Source organism: Rothia sp. HMSC073B08 (genome assembly GCF_001812975.1).
GTDB lineage: Bacteria > Actinomycetota > Actinomycetes > Actinomycetales > Micrococcaceae > Rothia > Rothia mucilaginosa.
Window position 1 is genome coordinate 129488 of the sequence record NZ_KV811050.1, and the last position, 22720, is coordinate 152207.

18 protein-coding genes are annotated in these 22720 nt (G+C 59.4%); 6 read left to right on the plus strand and 12 right to left on the minus strand.

Annotation, left to right across the window (positions count from 1 at the left end):
- Positions 1-165: 165 nt before the first annotated feature.
- On the minus strand, positions 166-837 hold the full coding sequence (locus HMPREF2884_RS01590) for a histidine kinase (protein WP_070615028.1): 672 nt from the start codon (positions 835-837) through the stop codon (positions 166-168).
- Between the two features lie 207 nt (positions 838-1044).
- Here HMPREF2884_RS01590 and HMPREF2884_RS01595 point away from each other — a divergent pair, with 207 nt between their 5' ends.
- Both HMPREF2884_RS01595 and HMPREF2884_RS01600 read left to right on the plus strand, forming a co-directional pair.
- Positions 1045-1977, plus strand: a complete 933-nt coding sequence (locus HMPREF2884_RS01595; RefSeq protein ID WP_070615030.1) for a LysM peptidoglycan-binding domain-containing protein — start codon at positions 1045-1047, stop codon at positions 1975-1977.
- 109 nt (positions 1978-2086) lie between these two features.
- Positions 2087-2752, plus strand: coding sequence for an Rv3235 family protein (locus HMPREF2884_RS01600; RefSeq protein ID WP_070615031.1), 666 nt, complete (start codon positions 2087-2089; stop codon positions 2750-2752).
- 113 nt (positions 2753-2865) lie between these two features.
- On the opposite strand, the gene secA is transcribed toward HMPREF2884_RS01600, so the two are convergent.
- The 10 genes from secA to HMPREF2884_RS01650 all read right to left on the minus strand — a co-directional run bounded on the left by secA (position 2866) and on the right by HMPREF2884_RS01650 (position 16590).
- The gene (gene secA / locus HMPREF2884_RS01605; protein WP_070615033.1) at positions 2866-5481 is read right to left on the minus strand and encodes a preprotein translocase subunit SecA; all 2616 of its coding nucleotides are present in this window, start codon (positions 5479-5481) and stop codon (positions 2866-2868) included.
- A 336-nt stretch (positions 5482-5817) separates the two neighbouring features.
- Positions 5818-6459, minus strand: a complete 642-nt coding sequence (hpf, locus tag HMPREF2884_RS01610; RefSeq protein WP_239665130.1) for a ribosome hibernation-promoting factor, HPF/YfiA family — start codon at positions 6457-6459, stop codon at positions 5818-5820.
- Between the two features lie 209 nt (positions 6460-6668).
- Positions 6669-7367, minus strand: coding sequence for a ComF family protein (locus HMPREF2884_RS01615; RefSeq protein ID WP_246827906.1), 699 nt, complete (start codon positions 7365-7367; stop codon positions 6669-6671).
- Positions 7368-7581: 214 nt separating this feature from the next.
- A complete protein-coding gene (locus tag HMPREF2884_RS01620) occupies positions 7582-9288 on the minus strand; it encodes an LpqB family beta-propeller domain-containing protein (protein WP_070615037.1) in 1707 nt (568 codons plus the stop codon).
- Between the two features lie 228 nt (positions 9289-9516).
- A complete protein-coding gene (gene mtrB, locus HMPREF2884_RS01625) occupies positions 9517-11268 on the minus strand; it encodes an MtrAB system histidine kinase MtrB (protein ID WP_070615039.1) in 1752 nt (583 codons plus the stop codon).
- Between the two features lie 34 nt (positions 11269-11302).
- Positions 11303-12004 carry an MtrAB system response regulator MtrA gene (mtrA, locus tag HMPREF2884_RS01630; protein WP_005505360.1) on the minus strand — a complete coding sequence of 234 codons (702 nt, stop codon included), beginning with the start codon at positions 12002-12004 and terminating at the stop codon, positions 11303-11305.
- Positions 12005-12059: 55 nt separating this feature from the next.
- Positions 12060-13367, minus strand: coding sequence for a uroporphyrinogen decarboxylase/cobalamine-independent methonine synthase family protein (locus HMPREF2884_RS01635; protein WP_070615041.1), 1308 nt, complete (start codon positions 13365-13367; stop codon positions 12060-12062).
- A 67-nt stretch (positions 13368-13434) separates the two neighbouring features.
- On the minus strand, positions 13435-13833 hold the full coding sequence (locus HMPREF2884_RS01640) for a chorismate mutase (RefSeq protein ID WP_049356519.1): 399 nt from the start codon (positions 13831-13833) through the stop codon (positions 13435-13437).
- Positions 13834-13944: 111 nt separating this feature from the next.
- Positions 13945-15147: a tRNA 2-thiouridine(34) synthase MnmA gene (mnmA, locus tag HMPREF2884_RS01645; RefSeq protein WP_070615043.1), complete on the minus strand. Its 1203-nt coding sequence runs from the start codon at positions 15145-15147 to the stop codon at positions 13945-13947.
- 195 nt (positions 15148-15342) lie between these two features.
- Positions 15343-16590, minus strand: coding sequence for a cysteine desulfurase family protein (locus HMPREF2884_RS01650; protein ID WP_070615046.1), 1248 nt, complete (start codon positions 16588-16590; stop codon positions 15343-15345).
- A gap of 182 nt (positions 16591-16772) precedes the next feature.
- On the opposite strand from HMPREF2884_RS01650, the gene HMPREF2884_RS01655 reads away from it, so the two are divergent.
- Complete coding sequence (locus HMPREF2884_RS01655) at positions 16773-17240, plus strand: tRNA (cytidine(34)-2'-O)-methyltransferase (protein WP_005508556.1); 468 nt, start codon at positions 16773-16775, stop codon at positions 17238-17240.
- 1 nt (position 17241) lies between these two features.
- A complete protein-coding gene (locus tag HMPREF2884_RS01660; RefSeq protein WP_070615048.1) occupies positions 17242-17889 on the plus strand; it encodes a uracil-DNA glycosylase family protein in 648 nt (215 codons plus the stop codon).
- A 205-nt stretch (positions 17890-18094) separates the two neighbouring features.
- Here HMPREF2884_RS01660 and HMPREF2884_RS01665 read toward each other — a convergent pair whose 3' ends face one another.
- Entirely contained in the window at positions 18095-19423 is a 1329-nt protein-coding gene (locus HMPREF2884_RS01665) for a S1C family serine protease (RefSeq protein ID WP_070615050.1), read from the minus strand.
- 387 nt (positions 19424-19810) lie between these two features.
- Between HMPREF2884_RS01665 and HMPREF2884_RS09215 the strand changes: the two genes are divergently transcribed.
- Together HMPREF2884_RS09215 and HMPREF2884_RS01670 are read left to right on the plus strand one after the other, a co-directional pair.
- Positions 19811-19978 (plus strand): hypothetical protein, encoded by a 168-nt coding sequence (locus HMPREF2884_RS09215; RefSeq protein WP_168160863.1) that lies wholly within the window; start codon positions 19811-19813, stop codon positions 19976-19978.
- A gap of 303 nt (positions 19979-20281) precedes the next feature.
- Entirely contained in the window at positions 20282-22717 is a 2436-nt protein-coding gene (locus tag HMPREF2884_RS01670; protein ID WP_070615052.1) for a non-ribosomal peptide synthetase subunit, read from the plus strand.
- Positions 22718-22720: the final 3 nt, after the last annotated feature.

Consider the following 22720-nt stretch of genomic DNA (forward strand, 5'->3'; position numbering starts at 1 on the left):
AATGCTCGAGTGTTTTAGAAAGGTCCGCTCCTCTCGTTGAGATTTCAATGAAGAGGGGCGGACCTTTTTGTGTTTATTGTTGCTTCTATGCGGGTATTTATAATTGTCGAAGCATTTTTTGCGAGCGTACCCACGAATGGTAGCGCCCGCTATTTCCCCATGCTTTTAGCGTGAAATACGGGCGATGACTGCGCTAATACGAGCCAGCGGAATGGTGCGCACGCCGGCGCCGCGAGGTGCGCGGGAGTAGCCGGAGGCGCCCTGACCGTAACCAGCCTGCCCGTAGGCTCCCTGCGCGCCGTAGGTTCCCTGCGCACCGTAGGCTGCACGCGCGTACTGGTCGCGTTCGTAGATACGCGGGTACTGGCCGCCATTGAGCAGGCGCAGTTCGAGGAAGTCGGCGCCGACTCGCTCGATCACGCCGTCGTAGCTGACGGTGCCACCTTCGAGGGAGAGGCGGACGGGTTCGCGTGCCATGGCGAGGGAGCGGAGGGCGAGCTGAATTTTCATGCGGTAGCGTTCGGGGCGAATATCAGCGCGCCCGGGGGCGATGCCGCCTTCCCACCAGAGCATTCCGCGCAGGGGGATGATGATGTTCTCGCCGCGCGCTTCGATGCTGACCCATTCTTCGCCGACCATTTCGAGCTTGCCTTCGTAGGTTTGCATGTCGGTGGCGCAGATGCGAATGGGCCCGCCGACCTGCGCGAGGAGGCGGTCGTCGAGGGTGATGGTGGAGTACTGGACGCGGGCGACTTGGCGGGCATCCTGTTCCATATCCCAGGCGCGTTCGGAGGCGAGGCGCGCCTCAATGTCTCGTAGGAACTTTTCCATGCTCATGCTATGACCCTACCTGAGGATGGGGGTGGATACGAACCGGGGCATTTTCTGGTCAGATAATGATTCTCAAACCTGATTTTTGTGCCAAATTCCACCAAATTACATGTTTTTCATGCATTTTAATGCTTTTTGCTTCATTTTTAGCGTGACTTCCTGTATAAATGAAGCAACACCAAAACACATCAAACACACCATTTGGAGGTCATCGTGGACCATCTTTCCACGCCGGGTCAGGCGCCCGCAGCCTTCGCTTCGCATCCCCTTGCATCCGTTGCTCCTCTGGCATCCGGCGCTGACGCAGGTCACGAAACCAGCACCAAAGCTAGCTACCAGGATGCTCTGCTCTTTATCGCCCCTCCCCTACTTTCCGCCGCGGTCTTGGGTGCGTTGAGCGTGAATCTGCACCGCATCCCCTCGGCACACCCGCTGGCAGATGCTTCGTTGCTCTGCGCTGGCGCGGTAGCAATCCTCATTACCGCTTGGTGGTTCGTCAGCTTTATCTGCGCGCTCTTCTACGCTCGTTCCCTGCGAGTTTCGAGCCGCAACGCTGACCGCGCTGTGCTGCAGGTTCCGGCGATTTTCCGTCCGCGTTTTATGCGCCGCATCGTTCTGACGCTCGGCGGCACAGCGCTCGGAGTGGGGGCGGTTCTGGCTCCCGCGCAGGCTACGGTGGCTACGCCCAGCAACGCCGGGCTGAACGGCGCGGAGGGCATACCGCAGACAACCATTTCAGCAGTTATGGCAGCAGATTCATCGATTACCGCGGCGGCAGACGCCAGCTCAGATGCGGTTCTCTCCGATACCGCCCCGAATCAGTCCGCTACTCCCCTGACCCTTTCTGCTGAGGTTCCCAATATTCCCCTGGCTCCCGAGCCTTCGGAGGCGGCAGGCTCCCTGCAGGACCGTAGTCCCTTCTTTTCTCCTCCCCGCACCGAGGCGGGCACCTACTCCTACACGGTCCAGGCGGGCGATACGCTCTGGTCGATTGCCGCCGACCAGCTGGGCGAAGGCACCGACGCCTCCACCATTTACGACTACACCCTCGACATTTACGAGGCGAACAAGGACGCTCTGGGTCAGAACGCCGAGCTGCTCTACGAGGGGCAGGTTCTGCAGATTCCCGAACAGCCCGTTCACTAACCTCACCCGCGTCTTCCACCCCATTCCACCTCATCCCAACAGTCTTTCGTTCGCTCGACTCACCTCACATACCCCTGCACCGAAAGCCTCTGCACCGAAAGGAGCCGTCATGAGCTTCTCCAACCTTCTCCCCCGTTCCCCGTGGACCCCGCCGCATCAGCCTGCCTCCCGCGACAACCAGCCTGCCAGCCCGTACTCGAAGCGTCAGGCGACGTACCCATCCCAGCCGGTGACTCAGCCGGTGGCTGCCAAGCAGGTGGCTCCGCTCCCCGAGCAGGGGCAGGGCACGATGACTCTGGTGCAGAGGCGCAACAGCCCCTCGGTTTATTCGCTGCTTCCTCTGCCGCGTTATGAGCAGCATTCGGCTCAGCGCCCGAAGGTAGTGAAGAGGGGCCGCCCGCTGCGTCCGGCGGATGCGCTAGCTCGCCAGCTGGAGGGCCGTTGCGCGGGTGTGGCTATTGCTTACCTGGAGATTATGTCGGCTCGTCGTTCGCGTCAGCAGCTGGCGCAGTGGGTGTCAGCGGATTGTTTCCACCGTCTGTTGCCCTTCTTCCCGAAGAACCCGCGTCAGGTGCGCCAAGAGATGCTGTTGACTCTTCCTCCGGTTCTGCTGCGGGTGCGAGCGCAGAAGGTGCACGAGGAGCTCTACGAGGTGGTGGCGCTGCTGCGTTGTGCGGATAAGGTGCGTGTGGTGACCATGCAGATGCGCCTGATTCACGGCATGTGGCTGATTACCGCGATTGAGCAGCCGCAGAGCCGCTTGGACGAAGACTAAGGCTTCCCCGGCTTCCCCTACAAAACACACAGACAAACAGAGAGGGTGCGAATCCAGTGTTGGATTCGCACCCTCTCTGCTAGATCTATAGCATTTCAGCTTTTACGCTGAGGCTACTTGTCCTTCGAGCGTTCCACGTGAACCTGCTCGTGGCCGTCCTCATCCGGGGCGGAGTACTGCAGGAACTTCGGACGCGAAGGCTCAGCCAGGCGCACGGCAGAAGCCTGAGTGCGCTGCTTGGACAGGTCCAGGTTGAACAGGTAGGTCACGGTCTCTTCACGGATCGCGCCGAGCATCGACTGGTACATGTCGTAGCCTTCACGCTGGTACTCGACCAGCGGGTCACGCTGAGCCATCGCACGCAGACCGATACCTTCCTTGAGGTATTCCATCTCGTACAGGTGCTCGGGCCAGCGCTCGCCGATGACGGACAGCATGACACGGCGTTCGATTTCGCGCATGCTCTCTTCGCCGACGCTCTTTTCACGCTCATCGTAGATGAGGTGTGCGTCCGCCAAAACTTCCTTCACGATCTGGTCGCGAGTAATCTTGGTGCGGTCGCCAGCGTCTTCAGCGAGGTCGTCCACGGTGATGGAGATGGGGTACACCTGCTTGAGGGCGCTCCAGAGCTCGTCGAAGTCCCAGTCCTCGGCGTGGCCTTCAGCGACGCGCGCGTCGATGATGGTGGTCAGCACCTCGTCCACGAAGCCGGAAATCTGTTCCTTCAGGTCGTCACCGTGCAGGATGCGGCCGCGGTCCTTGTAGATCGCTTCACGCTGGCGGTTGAGCACGTCGTCATACTTGAGCACGTTCTTACGCTGTTCAGCGTTACGGCCTTCAACGTTTGACTGGGCGGTAGCGATAGCGCGGCTGACGATCTTGGAGTCCAGTGCGGAGTCCTCGGGGGCTGCCGCCATGAGGCGGGTTGCCATGCCGGTGTTGAACAGGCGCATCAGTTCGTCGGTCAGCGACAGGTAGAAGCGGGACTCACCCGGGTCACCCTGACGGCCGGAACGACCGCGCAGCTGGTTGTCGATACGGCGGGACTCGTGACGCTCAGTGCCGAGCACGTACAGGCCACCAAGCTTGGTGACTTCCTCGTGCTCTTCAGCTGCGGCGTCCTCGCATTCTTTCAGGACCTCGGGCCAGCGTGCCTCGTACGCCTCGGAGTTGGTGTTCGGGTCCAGGCCGAGCTCACGCATCTTCTCGACGGCCTCAAATTCGGGGTTGCCGCCGAGCATAATGTCGGTACCGCGACCAGCCATGTTGGTTGCCACGGTGACGGCGCCCTTACGGCCCGCCTGTGCGACGATAGCTGCCTCACGCTCATTGTTCTTTGCGTTCAGCACCTCGTGGCGCACGCCTTCCTTCGCCAGCTGGCGGGAAAGGTACTCGGAGTTCTCCACGCTTGCGGTACCCACCAGGATCGGCTGGCCCTTTTCGTGGCGTTCCTTAATGTCCTTGACGACCGCCTTGAACTTGGCGATTTCGTCGCGGTACACCTTATCGGGGTTGTCGATGCGCTGCACACCCTTGTTGGTGGGGATGGGCACCACGCCGAGCTCGTAGGTGTTCATGAACTCTGCCGCTTCGGTTTCCGCGGTACCGGTCATACCGGAGAGCTTGTCGTACATGCGGAAGTAGTTCTGCAGAGTCACGGTCGCCATAGTCTGGTTCTCAGGCTTGATTTCGACGCCTTCCTTCGCCTCAATCGCCTGGTGAATGCCGTCGTTGTAGCGGCGGCCCGGCAGAATACGACCGGTGTGCTCGTCAACAATCAGGACCTCGCCGTCAATGACCACGTAGTCCTTGTTGTTGGTGAACAGCTCCTTCGCCTTAATGGAGTTGTTCAGGAAGCCAATGAGCGGGGTGTTCTTGGATTCGTAGAGGTTCTTCACACCCAGGTGGTCTTCCACCTTGTCAATGCCGGATTCGAGGATACCGACGGTGCGCTTCTTCTCGTCTACTTCGTAGTCTTCACCGCGCTTGAGCAGGGTCGCGGCAATGCGCGCGAACTCTGCATACCAGCGGTTTGCCTCACCGGCTGCGGGGCCGGAAATGATCAGAGGGGTACGCGCCTCATCAATCAGGATGGAGTCCACCTCATCGATAATGGCGAAGTTGTGGCCGCGCTGAACCTGCTCCTCCACGGTCCACGCCATGTTGTCACGCAGGTAGTCGAAGCCGAACTCGTTGTTCGTACCGTAAGTGATGTCTGCGGCGTACTGCTTACGACGCTCGTCGGGCTCCATGGAGGAGAGAATCACGCCGCACTCCATGCCGAGGAAGCGGAACACGCGACCCATGAGGTTCGCCTGGTACTCAGCCAGGTAGTCGTTCACGGTCACAATGTGCACGCCCTTGCCGCTCAGCGCGTTCAGGTACGCGGGCAGGGTCGCGACGAGGGTCTTACCCTCACCGGTCTTCATTTCGGCAATGTTGCCCAGGTGCAGCGCTGCACCACCCATGAGCTGCACGTCGTAGTGGCGCTTGCCCAGGGTGCGCTTGGATGCTTCACGGACCACCGCAAAGGCCTCCGGCAGCATAATGTCGAGGGATTCGCCGTCCTTGACGCGCTCGCGGAACTTGTCGGTCTCTGCTCGCAGTTCCTCATCGGTCATCGATGCGAAGCTGCCCTCGAGCGAGTTCACCGCCTTAGTGTACGCTTCGAGCTGTCGCAGAACCCTCTTATCGCCGGTTCGGAGGATTTTCTCCAAGAAAGATGCCACTGAGCTTCTACTCCTTGCTTGTTTCGGTACCCTCACCAAGGGCGCGCGAAAGTGCGCGCGGTGAGGCCTTCCTACATATTGTATGGCAGAGCCGCCTAATTCGCCCGTCCGAGCTCTTTTTTACGCTCTGCGCCCACGAGGTGACATTTGGTGACACTCGAATCTTTCACCCTCCGGTTGAGGCAGAGCCGACCCATCCGTCTAAAGGAACAGATGTGTGGAGGGCAAAGAAAAACCCGGGGGCCTGGAGATTCACAGTGCGTGTTTCCAGACCGCCCGGGTCTTGAGCCTACTCGCTGGGCATGCCGCCTCAGCTGCCAGCAGGTACGTTGGGTTTTACTCGTTATCCAGAGTAATAATGCCGTAGCTCCAGCCCTTACGACGGTATGCCGCAGCCGGTGCGCCGGTCTCGCTGTCAATGTACAGGTAGAAGTCGTGGCCGACCAGTTCCATACGGTCAACAGCTTCTGCGGGAGTCAGACGCTCACCCTTGAAGCTCTTGTGGCGAATCTCAATGGGAGATGCTGCCTCGTCGGCGAGGGTGACCTCGCTGTTGTCGAATGCTGCTTCTTCCACCGGAACATCCGGCAGCAGAATCTCGGTAATTGCTTCGGTAACCACAGGAATCGATCCGGTAGCGTCCGCCACGGAGACGGGGTGCTTGCCACCGCGCTTGTGCAGCTTGCGGCGGTCACGTGCACGGCGCAGACGCTCCAGGAGCTTGCCGTAGGTTTCATCGAAGACCGCGAACTTGTCGTGACCCTGGGCTTCGGAACGGAGGACAGGACCGGTACCAACAACGGTAATCTCAACGCGGATGGACTCGCCACCCAGGTGACCGTCCTTGCTGAACTTGACGTCGATGTCCTTCACGTTATCGCCGAGCTGAGCGAACTTCTGAACCTTCTCGCTCACGTACTCTTCCAGGCGTTCGGTGACCTTGATATTGCGGCCGTAGATGTTGACTTCCACGATCATTCCCTCCAGGTTGGGGGCTTATACCGCGTCCGGCTGGACCCGGTACGGGGGTTCGACTCCAATGCCGTTCCCTTGTCTATATTCTAGTACGAAACATGTTTCATATCACTAGATATGACAAATATTTAGCCTAAATAATAGCTATTCGTCCGTCTGCGAACTTTATTCGCCAAAAATCGTGTATCTCTTGCAACTAACTACAAGAAACGCTATGTCTGAGCCTTTTTCGGTACCGCCGCCACCGCACACACGCCCAGCACCCGCGAACCGGATTCCTGCAGCACACGCACCATCTCAGAGGCGGTCGCACCGGTGGTCACCACATCATCACAAATAATGCTCACCCGACCCGCGCACAGGGCAGGTTCCATAACACGCAAGGCACCGTGCATCCGCTCGGCACGCCCCACAGCGCCCAGGCTCTTCTGCTCATTCTGCGCACAGGAAATCGCATCAGAAATAATGGAGGCGCCGCTCCCCCGCCGGTTGTGAGGAACGTACCCGATAACGTCCACAGCGCGCACCCGCACCGAGGCAGGCAGACGCTTATTAAGCTGACGCGCCGCCTCCTGCACCAAAAGATTCGCCGGCGCATAGCCGCGGCGGCGCACACTCTGCGCGGAGGACGGTGCCGGAATCAGCAAAACCTCAACCGGGACTGAAGAAGCAGACTCCGGCTGAAGCCCCTCCCGGTGAACCCGAAGAAGCTCATACACGCTACGCGCCAAACCCTCTCCCAACAGGGGCAGCAGGTCGGTACGGCCCGCATTCTTCAACGCCAACAGGGCACGCGGCATGATCCCCTCATAACGGGATGCCGCACGCACCTCGGGAGCAGCCGCGCCATCAAGAGGTTGCAGAGCATATACTCGCTCCACCTTAGCTAACGCCGAACGCAACTGCGGCAAGCAAGCCTCACACAGTGGCGAGCCTGCCCCATAAGTGACCGGCACCGCACAGCACGGGCAAGTACGCGGCATCAGCACCTCGCCCAAAGACCCGCCGGCACTCTTGAGAGCGCCAGCGAGTCCGGTCAGAGACCTGCTCAGAGACCCGTTCAAACCACGCTGTTCTGGACTCACCGAAAGCAACCTTTCCGCGCGCTATACCCGGTACCCGAGGCTAACCAGCGTAACTAATCTCGTGCAGGGTCGTATCCAAACGGATCCAGCCGCGCTCCTCCATCAGATAGCACGAACCATCAGAACGGTGGGCAATAATATTCGACGTATTATCTGCGGTGGAAATGCTCATCACACCATCCAGACGGTCCAGCTTCGTCTCTTCACCACTGAGGGAAATCACCTCAGACTCACCGTTCTTCACGTTCACCACCACGACGCTCTGGTCGCCAGCCCAACGGGCATTACGCGGAGTCACAGAAGAGCTCAGACGCACCATCTCCGTCAAGCGCAGAGGCTTACCTGCCTCATCACGCACAATACCGGAAATAATCACCGCCGACGCGCCCTCAGTAGCCGCTACAATCGCCATGCGCGCACCATCGTGCGAAACGTTCACGCTCGTAAAAATCAAATTACGCTGCCAGGACAAACCAATATCCACGCCGCGCTCACGCTCGTTCGCGTCCTCAGAATCCGGCTTGAACGCACGTACAACGCCCTCACCGTCAGCAGCCCACACCCAGCCGTACGCATCAAAACTAGGGGCAGTCAGAGCGGTACTCTGCCACACACGGCGGGCAGTGCCCTGGTACACCGTGTACAGGCTCGCAGCATCATTCGCCAAACAAGCGAACACATCCGCAGAATAACCCATCGCCGGGGAGCTCAACTGGCTCACACCGCGCAGAAGCAGCTGCTCGCCCGCATTACTCATATAGTCATCGCGCGCCACCATCTGACCATTCGAGTTAATAGCAACCGTGCGGGCAGGAACACCCGGGTTCAGCTTCACAACCGAGAAACCGTTCGGTGAGCTCTCCGGAATCAAGGTTCCGTTATAGAACACCTCAGTCTTACCCAGACCGGAGAAGTTCTCCAAGCCGTGCATAATCTGCTCACGCACGCGCGCCAAACGGTTGTCGTCCAGCTGTTCGCCCGAAAGGCGAACAAGAACATCCTGGTTATCGCTCATGTTGGCGGTCTCAAGGCTCATCGACTCATTCAACGCCGAAAACGCGACATCCTTCAAATAGGACGCCGGACCAATCATCAGAGTACGCACCAGCAACTCAAAATAGCGATCCGTATGCGGGAACCAACGGATATCCGGCACAGCATAACGGAACGCACGATCGTAGAAATACAGGCGACACGGGCTAAACACACGCTCAAACTCAGTGCCATCCAGCCACAAGCCATCCGGGCAGGAGCTAATACGCCACTGGTTATCTTCCATGACCACGGTGAAATCCTGAGTCTCAGTCTGAGCCTCAGGGAAGGTACTCGTAATACCCTGGCTGCTCACCGTAGCAGTCTGCTGAAAACGCACATGGTACGTACCCTCAGCGTTTCCGCTATCATCACTACGCGGCTGCACCGTATTACGGTACACACGAGTCGTACCGTAGGGATTCCAACGGCCCGCGAAAGAAGAGCTCAAATACTGGCGCGCCACAGCATAATTTTCGATACTATCCACGCCAGCACGCACGAAGCCCTCAATAATCGCCTCGGGGGTAGCGCCCGCCAGCGGTCCCGGCGCACGCGCCGGAGAAGTATTAACGCTCTTCACGTCCAGACCACTGCTGTGCTGAGTCACTCGGTCGTTCGAAGGAAGACCCGCGCAAGAGCTCATCAGCGTCGCCAAAGACACCGCGCACCAAGACAGCGCGGCGCGTCGAGAAACAATAGCCCTGTGAGACATGGAGGTCTTAACCTTCCTCTACGAACAAAGACAAACAATCACCAGCTACCACTGCAGGCCATCGCAGCGCGGCGAAAGAATCAACACAGCGAAATAGCAACACCGTGAAAATATATCTGCATTGATTGTACTGGGTAAACAGTGCAAATACGCAAGGATAAGTGCAAATACAACCGTACCGACCCCAATCCCCCGTTTCGTGACAGGGACCAGGGCCCCGCGACTCTTCTAGAGGTCGCCCCCAGCAGCCGTACGAGGAGCGATATTGGGCAGCGTATCCTTAGCCGTCGCCGAACGATGCGAGCTTGACTCAGGCTCACCCGTCACCAAAACCGGCGACTCACCCAACGGAGCGCCATGAACCAGGGGCAGGTTCACCGTGAAGCAAGCACCGCGGCCCTTCTCGCCCCACGCCTCAATCGTGCCACCGTGCAGACGCACATCCTCAGCAGCAATCGACAGACCCAGACCCGTACCGCCCAGGGTACGCTTACGCGAAGTATCAGCACGCCAGAAACGGTTGAACACCTGAACGGCTTCATCCTCAGACAAGCCGATACCGTGGTCGCGCACCGCAATACCCAGATTCGTGGCGTTTGCATCCACGTACACGTCAATCGGTCGGGATTCGCCGTGCTCAATCGCGTTGTACAGCAGGTTACGGAGCACACGCTCAATACGTATACGGTCCATATCCACCATGATGCTCTCATGGCTCGTATGCACGTTCAGCTTCGTATGCGTACGTTCCAGATGAGGCAGAGCCTCCTGCAAAATATTCGAGAGAACACGGATGAAGTCTTCCGTGTCAATGGTCAGCATTGCGCTACCAGCATCGAAGCGCGAAATCTCGAGCAGATCAGAAAGCATTGACTGGAAACGGTCCACCTGCTCATGCAGAAGCTCCACGCTACGGACCTGCATCGGGTTCATATTCTCACGCGAATCGTACAGCAGCTCAGTACCCAAACGCACCGTCGACAGCGGAGTGCGCAACTCATGAGAAACGTCAGATACGAAGCGCTGCTGCAAAGTCGACAGGCGCTCCAGCTGAACAATTTTCTCCTGCAGCGAGTCAGCCATCAGGTTGAAGGAATAGCCCAGACGCGCCGCCTGATGCTCACCGTGTACAGACACACGCTGATCCAGGTCGCCAGCAGCCAGCTTCTCCGCCGTAATAGCGGTCTGCGTAATCGGGCGGACCACAAAACGAGTCACAATCCACACCACAGAAAGCACCACAGTAAGCAGTGCACAGAAACCACCAAAAAGAACAAAGTTAATATGCGCAATCGTGGCGGAAGAATCCGTCATATCGTACACAAGGAACAAACCGTAATTAGGGTTCTGAGAAATAGAAATATGTGTACCAACGATAAGCACCGGATAGGTGCGCTCACGATTATTTTCGACAGTAGTCACCGTAGACGTCTGCCAGAAAATACCGTCCTTATCACGAACAGTTTTTTTAAAATCATTCGGAATACTCGAAGAATTCAAAGAATTATTACTGCTCTGCTCAGGAATAAAACCCTGCTTACCTTGACCTTCCAAAGGCACAAGAATCCAATTGCGCTTACCCGAGCTACCCGCGTCCAAGACGGTCAGGGTACGGCTCACATTACGACGAATCTCGCTGTCACTACGGGCTTCAGAGGAGTCCAGCACGCTCTGAACGTTGCGGAAACCACTCTCTGATTCCGCCAACGCCTGGCTCTTCTGATTCTCAAAAAGACTCGATGCAATCTGGCTCGACAAGGACCAACCCACCATCAAGAAGCTCAGGAACATCATGATGCCCGCGGTTCCCAGAGCACGGAACTGCAGAGATTCCTTCCACAGACGCTGAGCGCGCTGCATCAGGTTCCTACGCTGCTTCTGTGCCTTACGCGGCTTGGAAGTGCGGGTACGCGAAGAGGCGGAGGCTACCGCCTCCGCCGTCAAAGCGCCGTGCTCATGGCTCGACTTCGCAACAGACAATCAGGTTATCCCTTCGCCTATGAATAGGTTCCGATTAGCTACCGGAAGATCCCACCAGCTCGGTCGGAATCTTATAGCCAACGCCACGGACCGTCTGGATAAAACGATCCGCACCCAGCTCATCAAACTTAGCGCGCAAACGCTGGACGTGCACGTTTACCAGCGAATCGCTCACATCAGTGTAACCCCAGACCATGTCCAGCAGTTCCTGACGACTCAACGCCTGACCCGGGTGACGAACCAGCGCGGCCAACAGGTCAAACTCCAGAGGAGTCATTGGAACCTCAGTGCTGTGGTACTTGACGGTACGACCGTCCATATCCATGACAATATCGCCAATGGACACCACCAGCTGACGGCTCTCACGCGGACGCAAACGGGTACGAATACGCGCCAACAATTCAGCGTGCTTAAAAGGCTTAGCAATGTAATCATCAGCGCCAGCTTCAAGACCCTTAACAACATCTTCAGTGTCGCTTTTAGCGGTCAACATAATAATCGGCACATTAGAAGAACGGCGAATTTGCTGGCACACTTCAATACCGTTCATGCCAGGAAGCATCAAATCCAAAAGCACCAAATCGGGAGTGGAGCGCATAAAAGTTTCAAAAGCGCGGCTGCCATTTTCGCAGAAAACAGCGTTAAAGCCCTCTTGCGCGAGCACGAGGCCAATCATTTCCGCCAGAGCATCATCGTCATCAACCACCAAAATGGTGTGTGCGTCGCTTGCGCTCACAGTACCTCCCTAAAGAATTGTCGTAAATACTTACATAAAAAAGCTGATTCTCTAATCATACCGCGCACTCAGCCAATGCACGGGCACACTCTGTCACCCGCGCCAGCGAAGCCGTGGCATCCAGCATACTTACCGCGGCTGAAGTCATCCCAGCAGGCACGGAACCGCTCTGAATACGCTCATCAGGCATCAAACCCACCGCACTCAACTGCGTCGGCTCAAGACCAACCTCACGCCACAGGCTGTACAGGCGGCGCACCTGATCAGGAACCCGTGCAGAAGTCACCACCGGCAGCCACAGCTGGGTCTGCGCATCCAGAAGCTGCGCGACGGGCTCCCAGGAACGAGGGTCGCTCAGCGGCGGAACCTGCAGCGTGCCGGGCCCTTTGAGGCGGGCGCGATCAGGATGCAACAGCAAAGCGCAGGGAGCGCCGTCCTCAACACGCATCGCCTTCACAAGAGCCAACGCGTCAAGGGCGGGGCGGGACTGGCTCAGCAGCTTCAGCTCCTGCACAGGCTTGAGCGCGGTGCCATCCACGTCCAGGATGAGCTGCAGATTCAGCTCGGCGAAACGCTCCGAGATACGGCGGTACACCTGCTGATAGTAGTGAGGTTGCAATGCCGGCAGGGAGCGGAAGCCACTCACCGTAGGGATGGCCCCCTCCAGCAGACGCTGAAATTCGGATTCATCCAGCTGCACGGCAATCAGCGCCCGCGGAGCTTGCAGAGCCTCGCGCAGAGAACCCATCCAGCGTTCCAGGCCTTCCAGGAACGACTCCAGCAGGTCACGGCTCGCCCCTGCATCACTAATGGCACGCTCGCCGCCGGGCAGATAGATACTGGCGGCAAGAGTCAGCGGACCGACCAGCTGAATCTTATACACCGCAGCGGAACCCTCAGCACTGGAAGTGAACCTCTTCTTCTGCGCACCCACACGGTCAGCGAGAAGATTGATATCCGAAAGCAGACGGTCCTGAGCCAAGGCAGACTCGCGAGCTCCCCTACCGCCACTATGCACCATGCGCCAACCAAACGAGGCACTGTCAAAGGCAAGTCCCTCGCACACCGCCAGGGTGCGCGCCAGAGGAGTACTCCGCCAGCCCAGTGCCGGCAGATGCGGCAAGAACGGCAGGTGTGGAGAACCCAGCTCCCCTTCCACTCGAGACATTGCTTCGCCCAAATCATCGCCGGGAAAATCGCCCAGTCCGCTGGCGCGCACCGGCGGACGCTCCGTAGCGAGCGCGGCGAGGTCCTGTTCGGTCAGTTCGTCCCCTTCGGGGGCACGGTACTCACCGGGCAGTAGCAGGCGCTCCGGCATCGGTTCAGTACGGACGTTCTGGCGGCTGGAAGATTGAGCGGGCATAGGAGTGTGTCCAGAGGGGTCAGATGGAGTACAGGTTCAAACGCAATGATGCGAAAGTTGCGCGGTACTAGCCTTCGGAGTTCTCGGCTTCAGTTGCCTCGCCGTCCTGCTCAGCCTGCTCGTTTGCGATGCGCACGTGGTGGCGAATCACCTCAGAAATAATGAAGTTCAGGAACTTCTCCGCGAATTCCGGGTCCAGGCTGGATTCCTTCGCCATGGCACGCAGGCGAGCAATCTGTGCCTCTTCACGGCCAGGATCGCCAGCGGGCAGGTTGTGCTTAGCCTTCAGGACGCCCACGCGCTTGGTCGCCTGAAAACGCTCCGCGAGGATGTGCACCAGCGCTGCATCGAAGTTGTCGATGGAGCGGCGCATGGCGAAGAGCTCCTCGTAGACCTCCGGTGCGACTTCATCGCCCATGGAGGTGGCGTGGGGGTCAAATTCGCAGGAAGTGTTTTCGGGGGTCATCGGTTTCTCCTCGGATTGGTTGTGGTCTTCTATGCGGCTGCGGCTGCGGCAACGGGGCGGGAACAGCTGAGTGTGGCTATTCTGAGCGGCTAGTCGGCGCTGGTAGAGAAGCTAAGCGCCCAGGGTTTCCTGAATGTCTTCGCGGTCCAGCGAGTAGGCGCGGGCGATGGTGGACTGGCCCAGCACGCGGGTGCCCTGGTAGAGCACCATGGTCTGCCCCGGTGCCACACCGGAGAGCGGATCCAGGAGGCGCACTACGGTTTCCAGGCGCAGCGCGCCTTCTTCTTCAGCTTCGGGGTCGGGTGCCCAGGTCATGTACGCCTTGGCGCGGACCGGGTCGGCGTGCGCACGCACCTGTGCGGTCACCTCGAACTCTTCGCTGCGGGCGCCCAGCTGCGCGGGCTCTTCCAGGAAACGTGCCGCCTGTTCCACGGGGACACCCGCCCAGGTGGCGCGGATACCGCGGATTTCGTGCACGGCAAGTAGCTCGCGGGAGCCGACGATGACTTCATTTTCCTTGGGGCGCACCTCAAGCACGAAGCGAGGCTTGCCGTCGGCGGCGGGGCGGCCCAGCGCCAGGCCCTTACGCTGGCCTACGGTGTACGCCTGCGCGCCGGGGTGCTCGCCGAGCACCTCGCCGTGGGTGTCCTTGATGAGGCCGGGGCGCATTGTGATGTGGTCGCCCAGCCAGGCGCGGGTATCACCTTCGGGGATGAAGCAGATGTCGTAGGAGTCCGGCTTCTTCGCCACGGAGAAGCCGCGCTCTGCCGCCTCCGCACGCACCTGTGCCTTGGAGGGGGTATCCGCCAGGGGGAACCAGGCGTGCTTGAGCTGTTCGTGGGTGAGCACGCCGAGCACGTAGGACTGGTCCTTGGCCCAGTCGGCGGCGCGGTGCAGTTCGCGGTTACCGTCTTCGGTGGTGATGACGCGGGCGTAGTGGCCGGTCACTACGGCGTCGAAGCCGAGTGCGAGGGCGCGTTCGAGTAGCGCGGCGAACTTAATCTTTTCGTTGCAGCGCATGCAGGGGTTGGGGGTTCGTCCGGCTTCGTATTCGGAGATGAAGTCGTCGACGACGTCTTCCTTGAAGCGTTCGGAGAAGTCCCAGACGAAGAAGGGGATGCCCAGCTGGGAGCAGACGCGGCGGGCGTCCATGGAGTCTTCGAGGGTGCAGCAGCCGCGGGAGCCGGTGCGCAGGGTGCCGGGCATGCGGGATAGGGCTAGGTGAACGCCGACTACTTCGTGTCCTGCTTCTACGGCGCGGGCTGCGGCGACTGCGGAGTCAACGCCGCCACTCATAGCTGCAAGAATTTTCACTGCCTATCCTTCTGTTGTGTTGAGCTTCTAGGAACGTTCGGAGCGTGCCCTGTGTGCGGGCGGACTTTCCGTTACTGTAGCTACCCATTGTACGCAGGGGCTCGGCGGGATATTGGGCAGTGCACCCTCAGCCAGCCCTCAGCGAACGCTGAGATTGCAGGCTGAGGGCGGTTGGGTATCTTCTCTTCTGCTTTTCTAATGCCAGCGGGAGGCGTCCGGCAGCTGCGAGGACAGTCCCGCCTTTGCTGCCTGTTCGTAGGCGGCGGGTAGTGCCGCGATGAGGCGTGCGATATCGGCTCCGGTGGTGGAATGGCCGAGGGTGAATCGCTGGGCGCTGCGGGCGGTGTCTTCGTCCATTCCCATTGCCATGAGCACGTGGGAGGGGCGGGTCACCCCGGCATTGCAGGCGGAGCCGGTGGAGCTGCTGATGCCCTGCATGTCCAGAAGGAAGAGCAGGGTGTCGCCTTCTGCATTTTCGAAGGTGAAGTGGGCGTTGCCGGGCAGTCGCTTCTGGCCAGGGTATTCTTCGGTGAGCGGGTTTTCGCCGCTCAGGTGCGCCTGAGGGATGAGCGCGCTAATTGCCGCAACGAGTTCGTTGCGTAGCGCGGCGATGCGGGCGGATTCTTCGGCGATGTGCTGTACCGAGTGCACAGCGGCCTCTGCGAAACCTGCGATGGCGGGCGCGTCGATGGTGCCGGAGCGTACGGAGCGTTCCTGACCGCCTCCGTGAAGCACGGGGGTCAGCTGCACGGCGCGGGTTGCTACCAGCGCGCCGATGCCCATGGGCCCACCGATTTTGTGGCCCGAGATTGCGAGGGTCGCTACCCCGCTGGCGTGGAAGTCGATAGGCACCGCGCCGAATGCCTGCACAGCGTCCGAGTGCACGGGAATACCGTATTCAGCAGCAATGGCGGCGATTTCGGGGATGGGCTGTACGGTACCGACCTCGTTGTTCGCCCACATGACGGTCACGAGCGCGACGTCTTCGGGGTTCTTCTCGATGAGTTCGCGGACGGTCTGCGGGTTGACGCTACCGTGCTCGTCTACGGGGATCCATTCGAGCTGCGCGCCTTCTGCCTTTTCGAGCCATTCGCAGGTTTCTTCCACGGCGTGGTGCTCAATGGAGGAGACGAGAATTCGGGTGCGCTGAGGGTCTTCTTCGCGGCGCTTCCAGTAGATGCCCTTGACAGCGAGATTGTCCGATTCGGTGCCGCCGGACGTGAAAATAACCTCGGCGGGGTCGGCTCCAACAGCGCGGGCGATGCGTTCGCGGGCGTATTCGACGGTGGCGCGGGCGTCGCGTCCTACGGCGTGCAGGGAGGAGGGGTTGCCGCCGTTGCGCATCTGTTCGACCATCGCGTCGATGGCTGCGGGCAGTACGTCGGTGGTGGCGGCGTGGTCGAGGTAGACGCGGCCGTTCTGACGGTTGGTTTCTGCGCTCATGGTTCCTCCTACTGGGTTGTTTGGCGGCTTTTTTCGCCTCGCTTATTTTATCGCGCCCTGTCCGAGCTCTTCTAGGTGTGTTCACCTGCGGCTGGGTCGGCGAGCGCTACTGCCCCGGGACGCTCAATGCTGGTCGGGGGCTGTTCCGGGCTGGTCGGGGGCTGCGCGGTACACTTAGGAACGTGTTCAAGATTCTTTTCTATACCCCTGAGATTCCGGGCAATACCGGCAATGCTATCCGTTTGGCGGCGATTACTGGCGCTGAGCTGCACCTGGTGAAGCCGCTGGGCTTTAACTTTGATGATGCGCATCTGCGCCGTGCGGGTCTGGACTACCACGACCTGGCGGTGGTGACGGTGCATGAGACCCTTGAGGATGCGTGGGAGGCTCTTGCCCCGGAGCGGGTTTTTGCGTTCACGACGACCGCTTCGACCTCGTATGCGGACATTGAGTACCGTCCCGGTGACGTGTTCATGTTTGGTCCGGAGTCGGTGGGTCTGCCCGCTGAGGTTCAGCAGGACCCGCACGTGACTGAGCGGGTGAAGATTCCGATGAAGCCGGGCCGCCGTTCGCTGAACCTGGCTAATTCTGCGTCCATTGCGATTTTTGAGGCGTGGCGTCAGAACGGTTTTGAGGGAGGCGCCATCTAGCATGGCTGCAGCACACCATAATCTGCCGGGGCCTCTGGTTCAGCAGATTCTGGAGGCGCGCCCTCCCCTGGCTGAGCAGATTCGCCAGGATCCGCAGAATAGGGAGTTCACGGAGCAGGGTTGGGAGCCGGTTTATTCGGCGTCGCCTCATGCTCGTATTGTGGTGATTGGTCAGGCGCCTGGGCGTGCCGCGCAGGAGAGCCGTATCCCGTGGAATGACCCGAGCGGCGTGAAGTTGCGCGAGTGGATGGGCGTGACGGATGAGCGGTTCTATAACCCCGACCTGATTTCGCTGTTGCCGATGGATTTCTATTACCCGGGTAAGGGCGCGCACGGCGATAACCCGCCGCGTAAGAATTTCGCGCAGAAGTGGCATCCGCAGCTTCTGGAGCTGATGCCGGATGTGCAACTGATTCTGCTGGTGGGGGCATACTCTCAGAAGCACTACCTGGATGGTGTGCACGCCCCAAAGGCGCAGAGGAACCTGACGGAGACGGTTCGTGCGTGGGAGTCTTATCTTCCTAAGTTTCTGCCGCTGGTGCATCCTTCGCCGCTGAATTTTAGGTGGCAGGCGAAGAACCCGTGGTTCGAGCAGGAGGTTATCCCGGCTTTGCAGAAGCGCGTGGGCGAGGTTCTCGAGGGCATCTAATTCTCCCCTCATCTGCAACACCAATACAGTTTGCTGTACTAACGAAAGAAGCTCCCACCCCGCATATGGGGTGGGAGCTTCTTTCGTTACACCATGTGGCACTCTTTTGAAGTTAGAGTTACTGAACGGTAGAGCCGGCTGAGCGGGTGTTTCCCAACCGCGTTTCTACCTGTTCAGAGACAGAGTGCGTTTTACTTCTGGCTGTTTACTTCTGGCTGTCGGCGTCGCCCAGGGTCACGGTGATGTCATGGGTGGAGGAGCCGCGCTTAATCTTCAGCTTCAGATCAGAGCCTGCTGCCGCGGCACGCACGGTACCGTTGAGCTCGTCGCTCTTGGTCACGGCGTGACCGTCGGCTTCAATCACGACGTCGCCGGATCGCAGGCCTGCCTTCGCGGCGGGGCTGTTAGATTCTACCGAGGCAATTTCAACGCCGCCGGGGATGAGCTTGGACGAGCCCGAACCGGTGTCCGCGGGGCTGTTCTTTACGCTCGCGCCCAGGTAGCCGTGGGTTGCCTTACCCTTGGCAATGATCTCGGAGGAGATGCGCTTGGCGTAGTTGGAGGTAATGGAGAACGCCATACCGTCGGCGGTGCCGCCGTCCTGGCTTGCCTGACCCTGCGCGTTAATGCCGACCAGTTCGCCCTTGAGGTTCACCAGCGGGCCACCGGAGTTACCGTGGTTGATGGGCACATCAACCTGAATCATGGGGATGTAGTTCTGACCCTTCGCGTCAGCGGGCTGCACGCGGTTGACGTTCGAGACTACGCCGGCGGTCACCGATTCGCTACGACGATACGGCGCGCCGAGGGCAACCACGGCTTCGCCGGAGACCAGCTTGGAGGAGTCGCCCCAGGTGATGGGCTGCAGGTCCAGGCCGGAGGGGTTAATCTTCAGGACTGCCAGGTCAGCGGCAGAGTCCAGGCCTACCACGGATGCGGTGCGTACGGTACCGTCGCTCAGGCGAACCTCAATGGTGGATGCTTCTCTGGAAGATTCGAGGGTGACCACGTGGTGGTTGGTGAGGATGTGGCCGTCCTTGTCGAGGACGACACCACTACCGCCGCCGGAGGTGTAGCCACTTGAGGCCATGATGGTCACGGTAGAGGGCAGGACCTTCTTCGCGGTTTCTGCTACGCCTGCCACGGTGGAAGAGTTGCTGATATTGGAGCTGACGGAACCACGGGAGGAGGTGCTGGTGGAGCTGTTATTCGATGCTGCGATGCCGCCTCCGACACCCGCGCCAACGCCACCGCCAACGAGGGCTGCAAGCAGAGCCGCGGTGAGCACAACACCTGCGCCGTAACGCTTGTTGTTATCGGTGTTCTGGCGTGCAGACTGCGCCGAAGCGACCTGAGCAGCGGCTGCCTGGGGGTAGGTGTAGCCGGGAGAAGCATATGCTTGCGGGTATGCGTTCTGACCCTGCTGCTGGTTCGCGGGCTGGTAGCTTGCCTGTCCGTTCACGTTCTGCAGGGGACGGGTTGCATCCGTGACGCCGTCATTGCCGCCGTAGGACCATCCATTGTTTTGAGTCATGAGTTCTCCTAGAGTCGTGCGTATGCGTCACCCTGGGCACACGCTATCTTTCTACTGTAGATGGTGTTTCATTGCGTTCTATATCTTTTTGCTGTTGGTTATCGGGGAGTTCCCTGGGAATTTTCCGCGCGCCCTTTCATCGGCAGCTGATTCGCTGGTCTGAGATACCCGACGATTTGCTCGGCAGCTAGTTTATTTTGGGGCTTTGTTCGCTACTCACTCTCAGGTTTCTCTTTTAAAGCACTCGGTTTTTCTTCACGGTTTACACAGCATGACGCTTCTTGGTACACAGCTTGAACACAGGGTCAGTCCGTAATGTTGAAGGCGCATAGAGCCGAGAACAAAGGCAAAGGACAAAGGCAAAGGACAAAAGCAAAGGAGAAACCCATGATGATTGGCACCCTGATTTTCTGTGCGATCTTGGCAAGCTCCATCGGTATTGGTGCGGGTATTGTGGCGTGTTGCTCGGGAATGGTGTACCGCCGTCATCGTGCGGAAAAGGCCTCCGAGCTGGCTCAGCAGATGGCTACCCACGCACTGACTGCCGGTAGGTAGCGTATAGAGTTTGATAGTTTTCCGGGGCGGGAGATGAGAGCCCTGCACCGGGAGGGGCGAGAATCCCCAGTATGTCCCGAAGGGTCGGTGTGAGGACCGGCCCGGGTGTGATAGTGAGTTGAGTGATGATCGATGCGGCGTGAGCCCCTACATGAGGGCGCACGCCGCATCGTCTTTTAACCGTACTGCGGACGCAGGAGGCGCGGGCGGGAAGCACCCGGTCCCCCGGCTACTTCCCTTTTAGTATGCGGTAAGGCAACGGCGTTGCGAGCACCCGGGATTTAGCTGGGTTATGGTGAAGTCATGAGGATTATTTCTGCTGTTTTCGCTCTTGTTGGCGCGCTGCCGGTCATGCCTGCGGCGGTGGCGTCTTCTTTGGACAGCGCAACACGCCTGTACGCGTTGCTTATATTTGTTCTAATCTGCGCGGTGGTAGCGTTTTTCGCGTCGTTGAGCCCCTCGCGCCGTCGTGCGCGTGAGATTAGGCGGCAGGTATTGCAACAGCAGCAGAACCAGGCGATGAATCAGCAGGTACCGCCCACGCAAGCACCCAATCAGCAGGAGCCTTCACAGCAAGTACCCCCTCAGCCGGTTCCTTCGCAACCAGTACAGGGCGCGGTGAGCTACCCGATGCACTACCAGCCGAAGCCAGCGCAGCCGGGTAATAGCGCTCAGCCGGGTCATAGTACTCAGCAGAGTCAGCAGGCTCAGGCACCCTCGCCTCACCCTGCCTCATCTCAGCCTCCTCAGCCGGTGGCGGCGCCATCCCCGTTGGAGCCGATGCAGGCCGGTGGTGTCTCCGGTTCTTCAGCGCAGAACCACTCGGCACAGAACCACTCGGCACAGAACCACTCGACGCAAAACCATTCAGCAGAAAGCCAGGAGCAGCAGAGCATGACCCAGAACACTCCGGAGCAGCGTGAAGAGCGCCCGCAGCAGGAGACCGCCCAGCAGGCTCCCAAGAGTAACCCGGCGCCCTCCGACCATTTCTCTTTGAGCACCAACTTCAAGCTCATACCCCCTCTAGAGAACGCGCAGCGCAGCCGCTACCCCATGGTGCTTTCTGTCAGTACATCAGAGGATGAAGTCTTTGCACTGCCGTCGATTAGCGGTGTGCCGCAGCATCTACTGGTGGGCACGCAGGAGAATCATGTTCCGCTGAATCAGCGTCCGCGCCGGGAGCAGGTCAGCATCCTGGAGAACTACCTCATGCGTGCGGTCATGAACCTGCAGACGCTCGAGCGTGCACAGGTTTCTCCGTTGCACAGTTTCAAGGAGACTGCCCAGGCTGACCGCACGGTACTTGCCGCTGAGCTGGAAGAAACCATCCGGGTATCTCAGCTGAAGCTGAGCGGGGCGCTGGAGTTCTATACGTCCCTGCCTCGTCTGGCGGATACCCCGGGCTCTTTCGCTTTTGCCCGTGATCACGCGCTCTCTTTGAGCGCCGCCGTCATTAGCCTGGCCGAGGAGTGCTTTGAGCGTACCTTCCGTTGGCGTCTGCTGGAGGATAGCCTCCCGGATTCTTTGAGCGACCGTCTCTACGCGGTGCGTTATCTGCGTGAGAGTGCCCAGAAGCTGGCGGCTTTTGTGGAACTGAGCGAATTTGAGCACGCTATGCAGCTTGCCGAGACTTGGAAGAAGACTGTTCGTAAGGATTCGAAGATCGATGAGGTCAAGGTCTGGAATGAGATGGCGGAAGTTGCCTTTGACGTTCTGCCCGAGTTGCGAGAGCGGGCGTTGAAGGGTGTGCAGTCTACGTTGGAGTTTAGCGAGCTTTTCTACCGTCCCGGCGAGGATGGTACGCACCGTATGCTCCGTCCGGAACAGCTGAGCGAGTTTGAGCTCAAGGGCGTGCAGTCCACGCTGGAAGAGCGCCTGGAGAAGGTGCGTCTTGAGCTTCAGGATGCGGAGTTCTGCGCCGCGGTCTTGACCCTGCAGGCGCGCTCTGTCATTGAGCTTCTCCAGGAGCTTCTGCAGGTCGAGCAGGACGGCGTTCTGGCGGAGGTTGTGACCGATTTGCGGGCGCTTGCTCATGACTCGCCCGACCTTACCGAGCAGCCTATCCAGACGTTGATGTTCAGCCGCGAACAGTACGCCCCGGATGGGGAGGATCTGCCGACCATTGGCGAGCGCATCCGTTCCCTCTCGAGTGTTCCCGAGGTTCTAGCGTTCGTGCACTACGAGGGACCGGTGCTTCTGGTGGGCGTCTCGGATCCGTATAAGGCGTTTTCCGGGGAGAGTGCCGAGGGTCTGCTTTCGGAGGAGAAAAGGTTATCTTCCATGCCGTTGTCAGTGCTGCGCACCCATTCGCGGCTTCTACGGCAGGTGCTTCGTCTGCAGAATCTACGGTTGAAGCTGGCGTGGGTGAGTAGCTGTAGCGGTTACATGCCTTTGAGCCTGGTTGATCGGTATTACGTCGGCCCTTCTGCCGGGGATGAGGATTTGAAGGAGCTGACCGAAAATATTGAGGCGCTCGCTGAGCTTCTGGATGCCCATTCTAATTCCCAGGTGTATAAGGGCCGTGGTGTGCCGACTACGCCCTTTTTGTGGTCACAGATGCGAAAGCAGGCAGAACGCAGTTCTAGGCTGCTGAATACTGTGCAGTTCTTGGGTTGGATGTTCGCCTCGTCTTCGCGGGTTCAGGTGGTGAACGGCGTGGCGCAGAGTATCCACGATGTTGATGCCGCGGAGGTAGTGGAGCACCTGATGAGCAATCTGAAGATTGCGCGCCGGCGCTAACTA

Bases quoted from the DNA above. Each gene is read 5' to 3' on its own strand.
- HMPREF2884_RS01600 (WP_070615031.1), top strand. From the start codon at position 2,087: ATGAGCTTCTCCAACCTTCTCCCCCGTTCCCCGTGGACCCCGCCGCAT.
- HMPREF2884_RS01650 (WP_070615046.1), bottom strand. From the start codon at position 16,590: ATGAGCGCAGAAACCAACCGTCAGAACGGCCGCGTCTACCTCGACCAC.
- HMPREF2884_RS01665 (WP_070615050.1), bottom strand. From the start codon at position 19,423: ATGACTCAAAACAATGGATGGTCCTACGGCGGCAATGACGGCGTCACG.
- hpf (WP_239665130.1), bottom strand. From the start codon at position 6,459: ATGATCGTGGAAGTCAACATCTACGGCCGCAATATCAAGGTCACCGAA.
- HMPREF2884_RS01640 (WP_049356519.1), bottom strand. From the start codon at position 13,833: ATGACCCCCGAAAACACTTCCTGCGAATTTGACCCCCACGCCACCTCC.
- HMPREF2884_RS01620 (WP_070615037.1), bottom strand. From the start codon at position 9,288: ATGTCTCACAGGGCTATTGTTTCTCGACGCGCCGCGCTGTCTTGGTGC.
- HMPREF2884_RS01635 (WP_070615041.1), bottom strand. From the start codon at position 13,367: ATGCCCGCTCAATCTTCCAGCCGCCAGAACGTCCGTACTGAACCGATG.
- HMPREF2884_RS09215 (WP_168160863.1), top strand. From the start codon at position 19,811: ATGATGATTGGCACCCTGATTTTCTGTGCGATCTTGGCAAGCTCCATC.
- HMPREF2884_RS01590 (WP_070615028.1), bottom strand. From the start codon at position 837: ATGAGCATGGAAAAGTTCCTACGAGACATTGAGGCGCGCCTCGCCTCC.
- HMPREF2884_RS01660 (WP_070615048.1), top strand. From the start codon at position 17,242: ATGGCTGCAGCACACCATAATCTGCCGGGGCCTCTGGTTCAGCAGATT.
- HMPREF2884_RS01670 (WP_070615052.1), top strand. From the start codon at position 20,282: ATGAGGATTATTTCTGCTGTTTTCGCTCTTGTTGGCGCGCTGCCGGTC.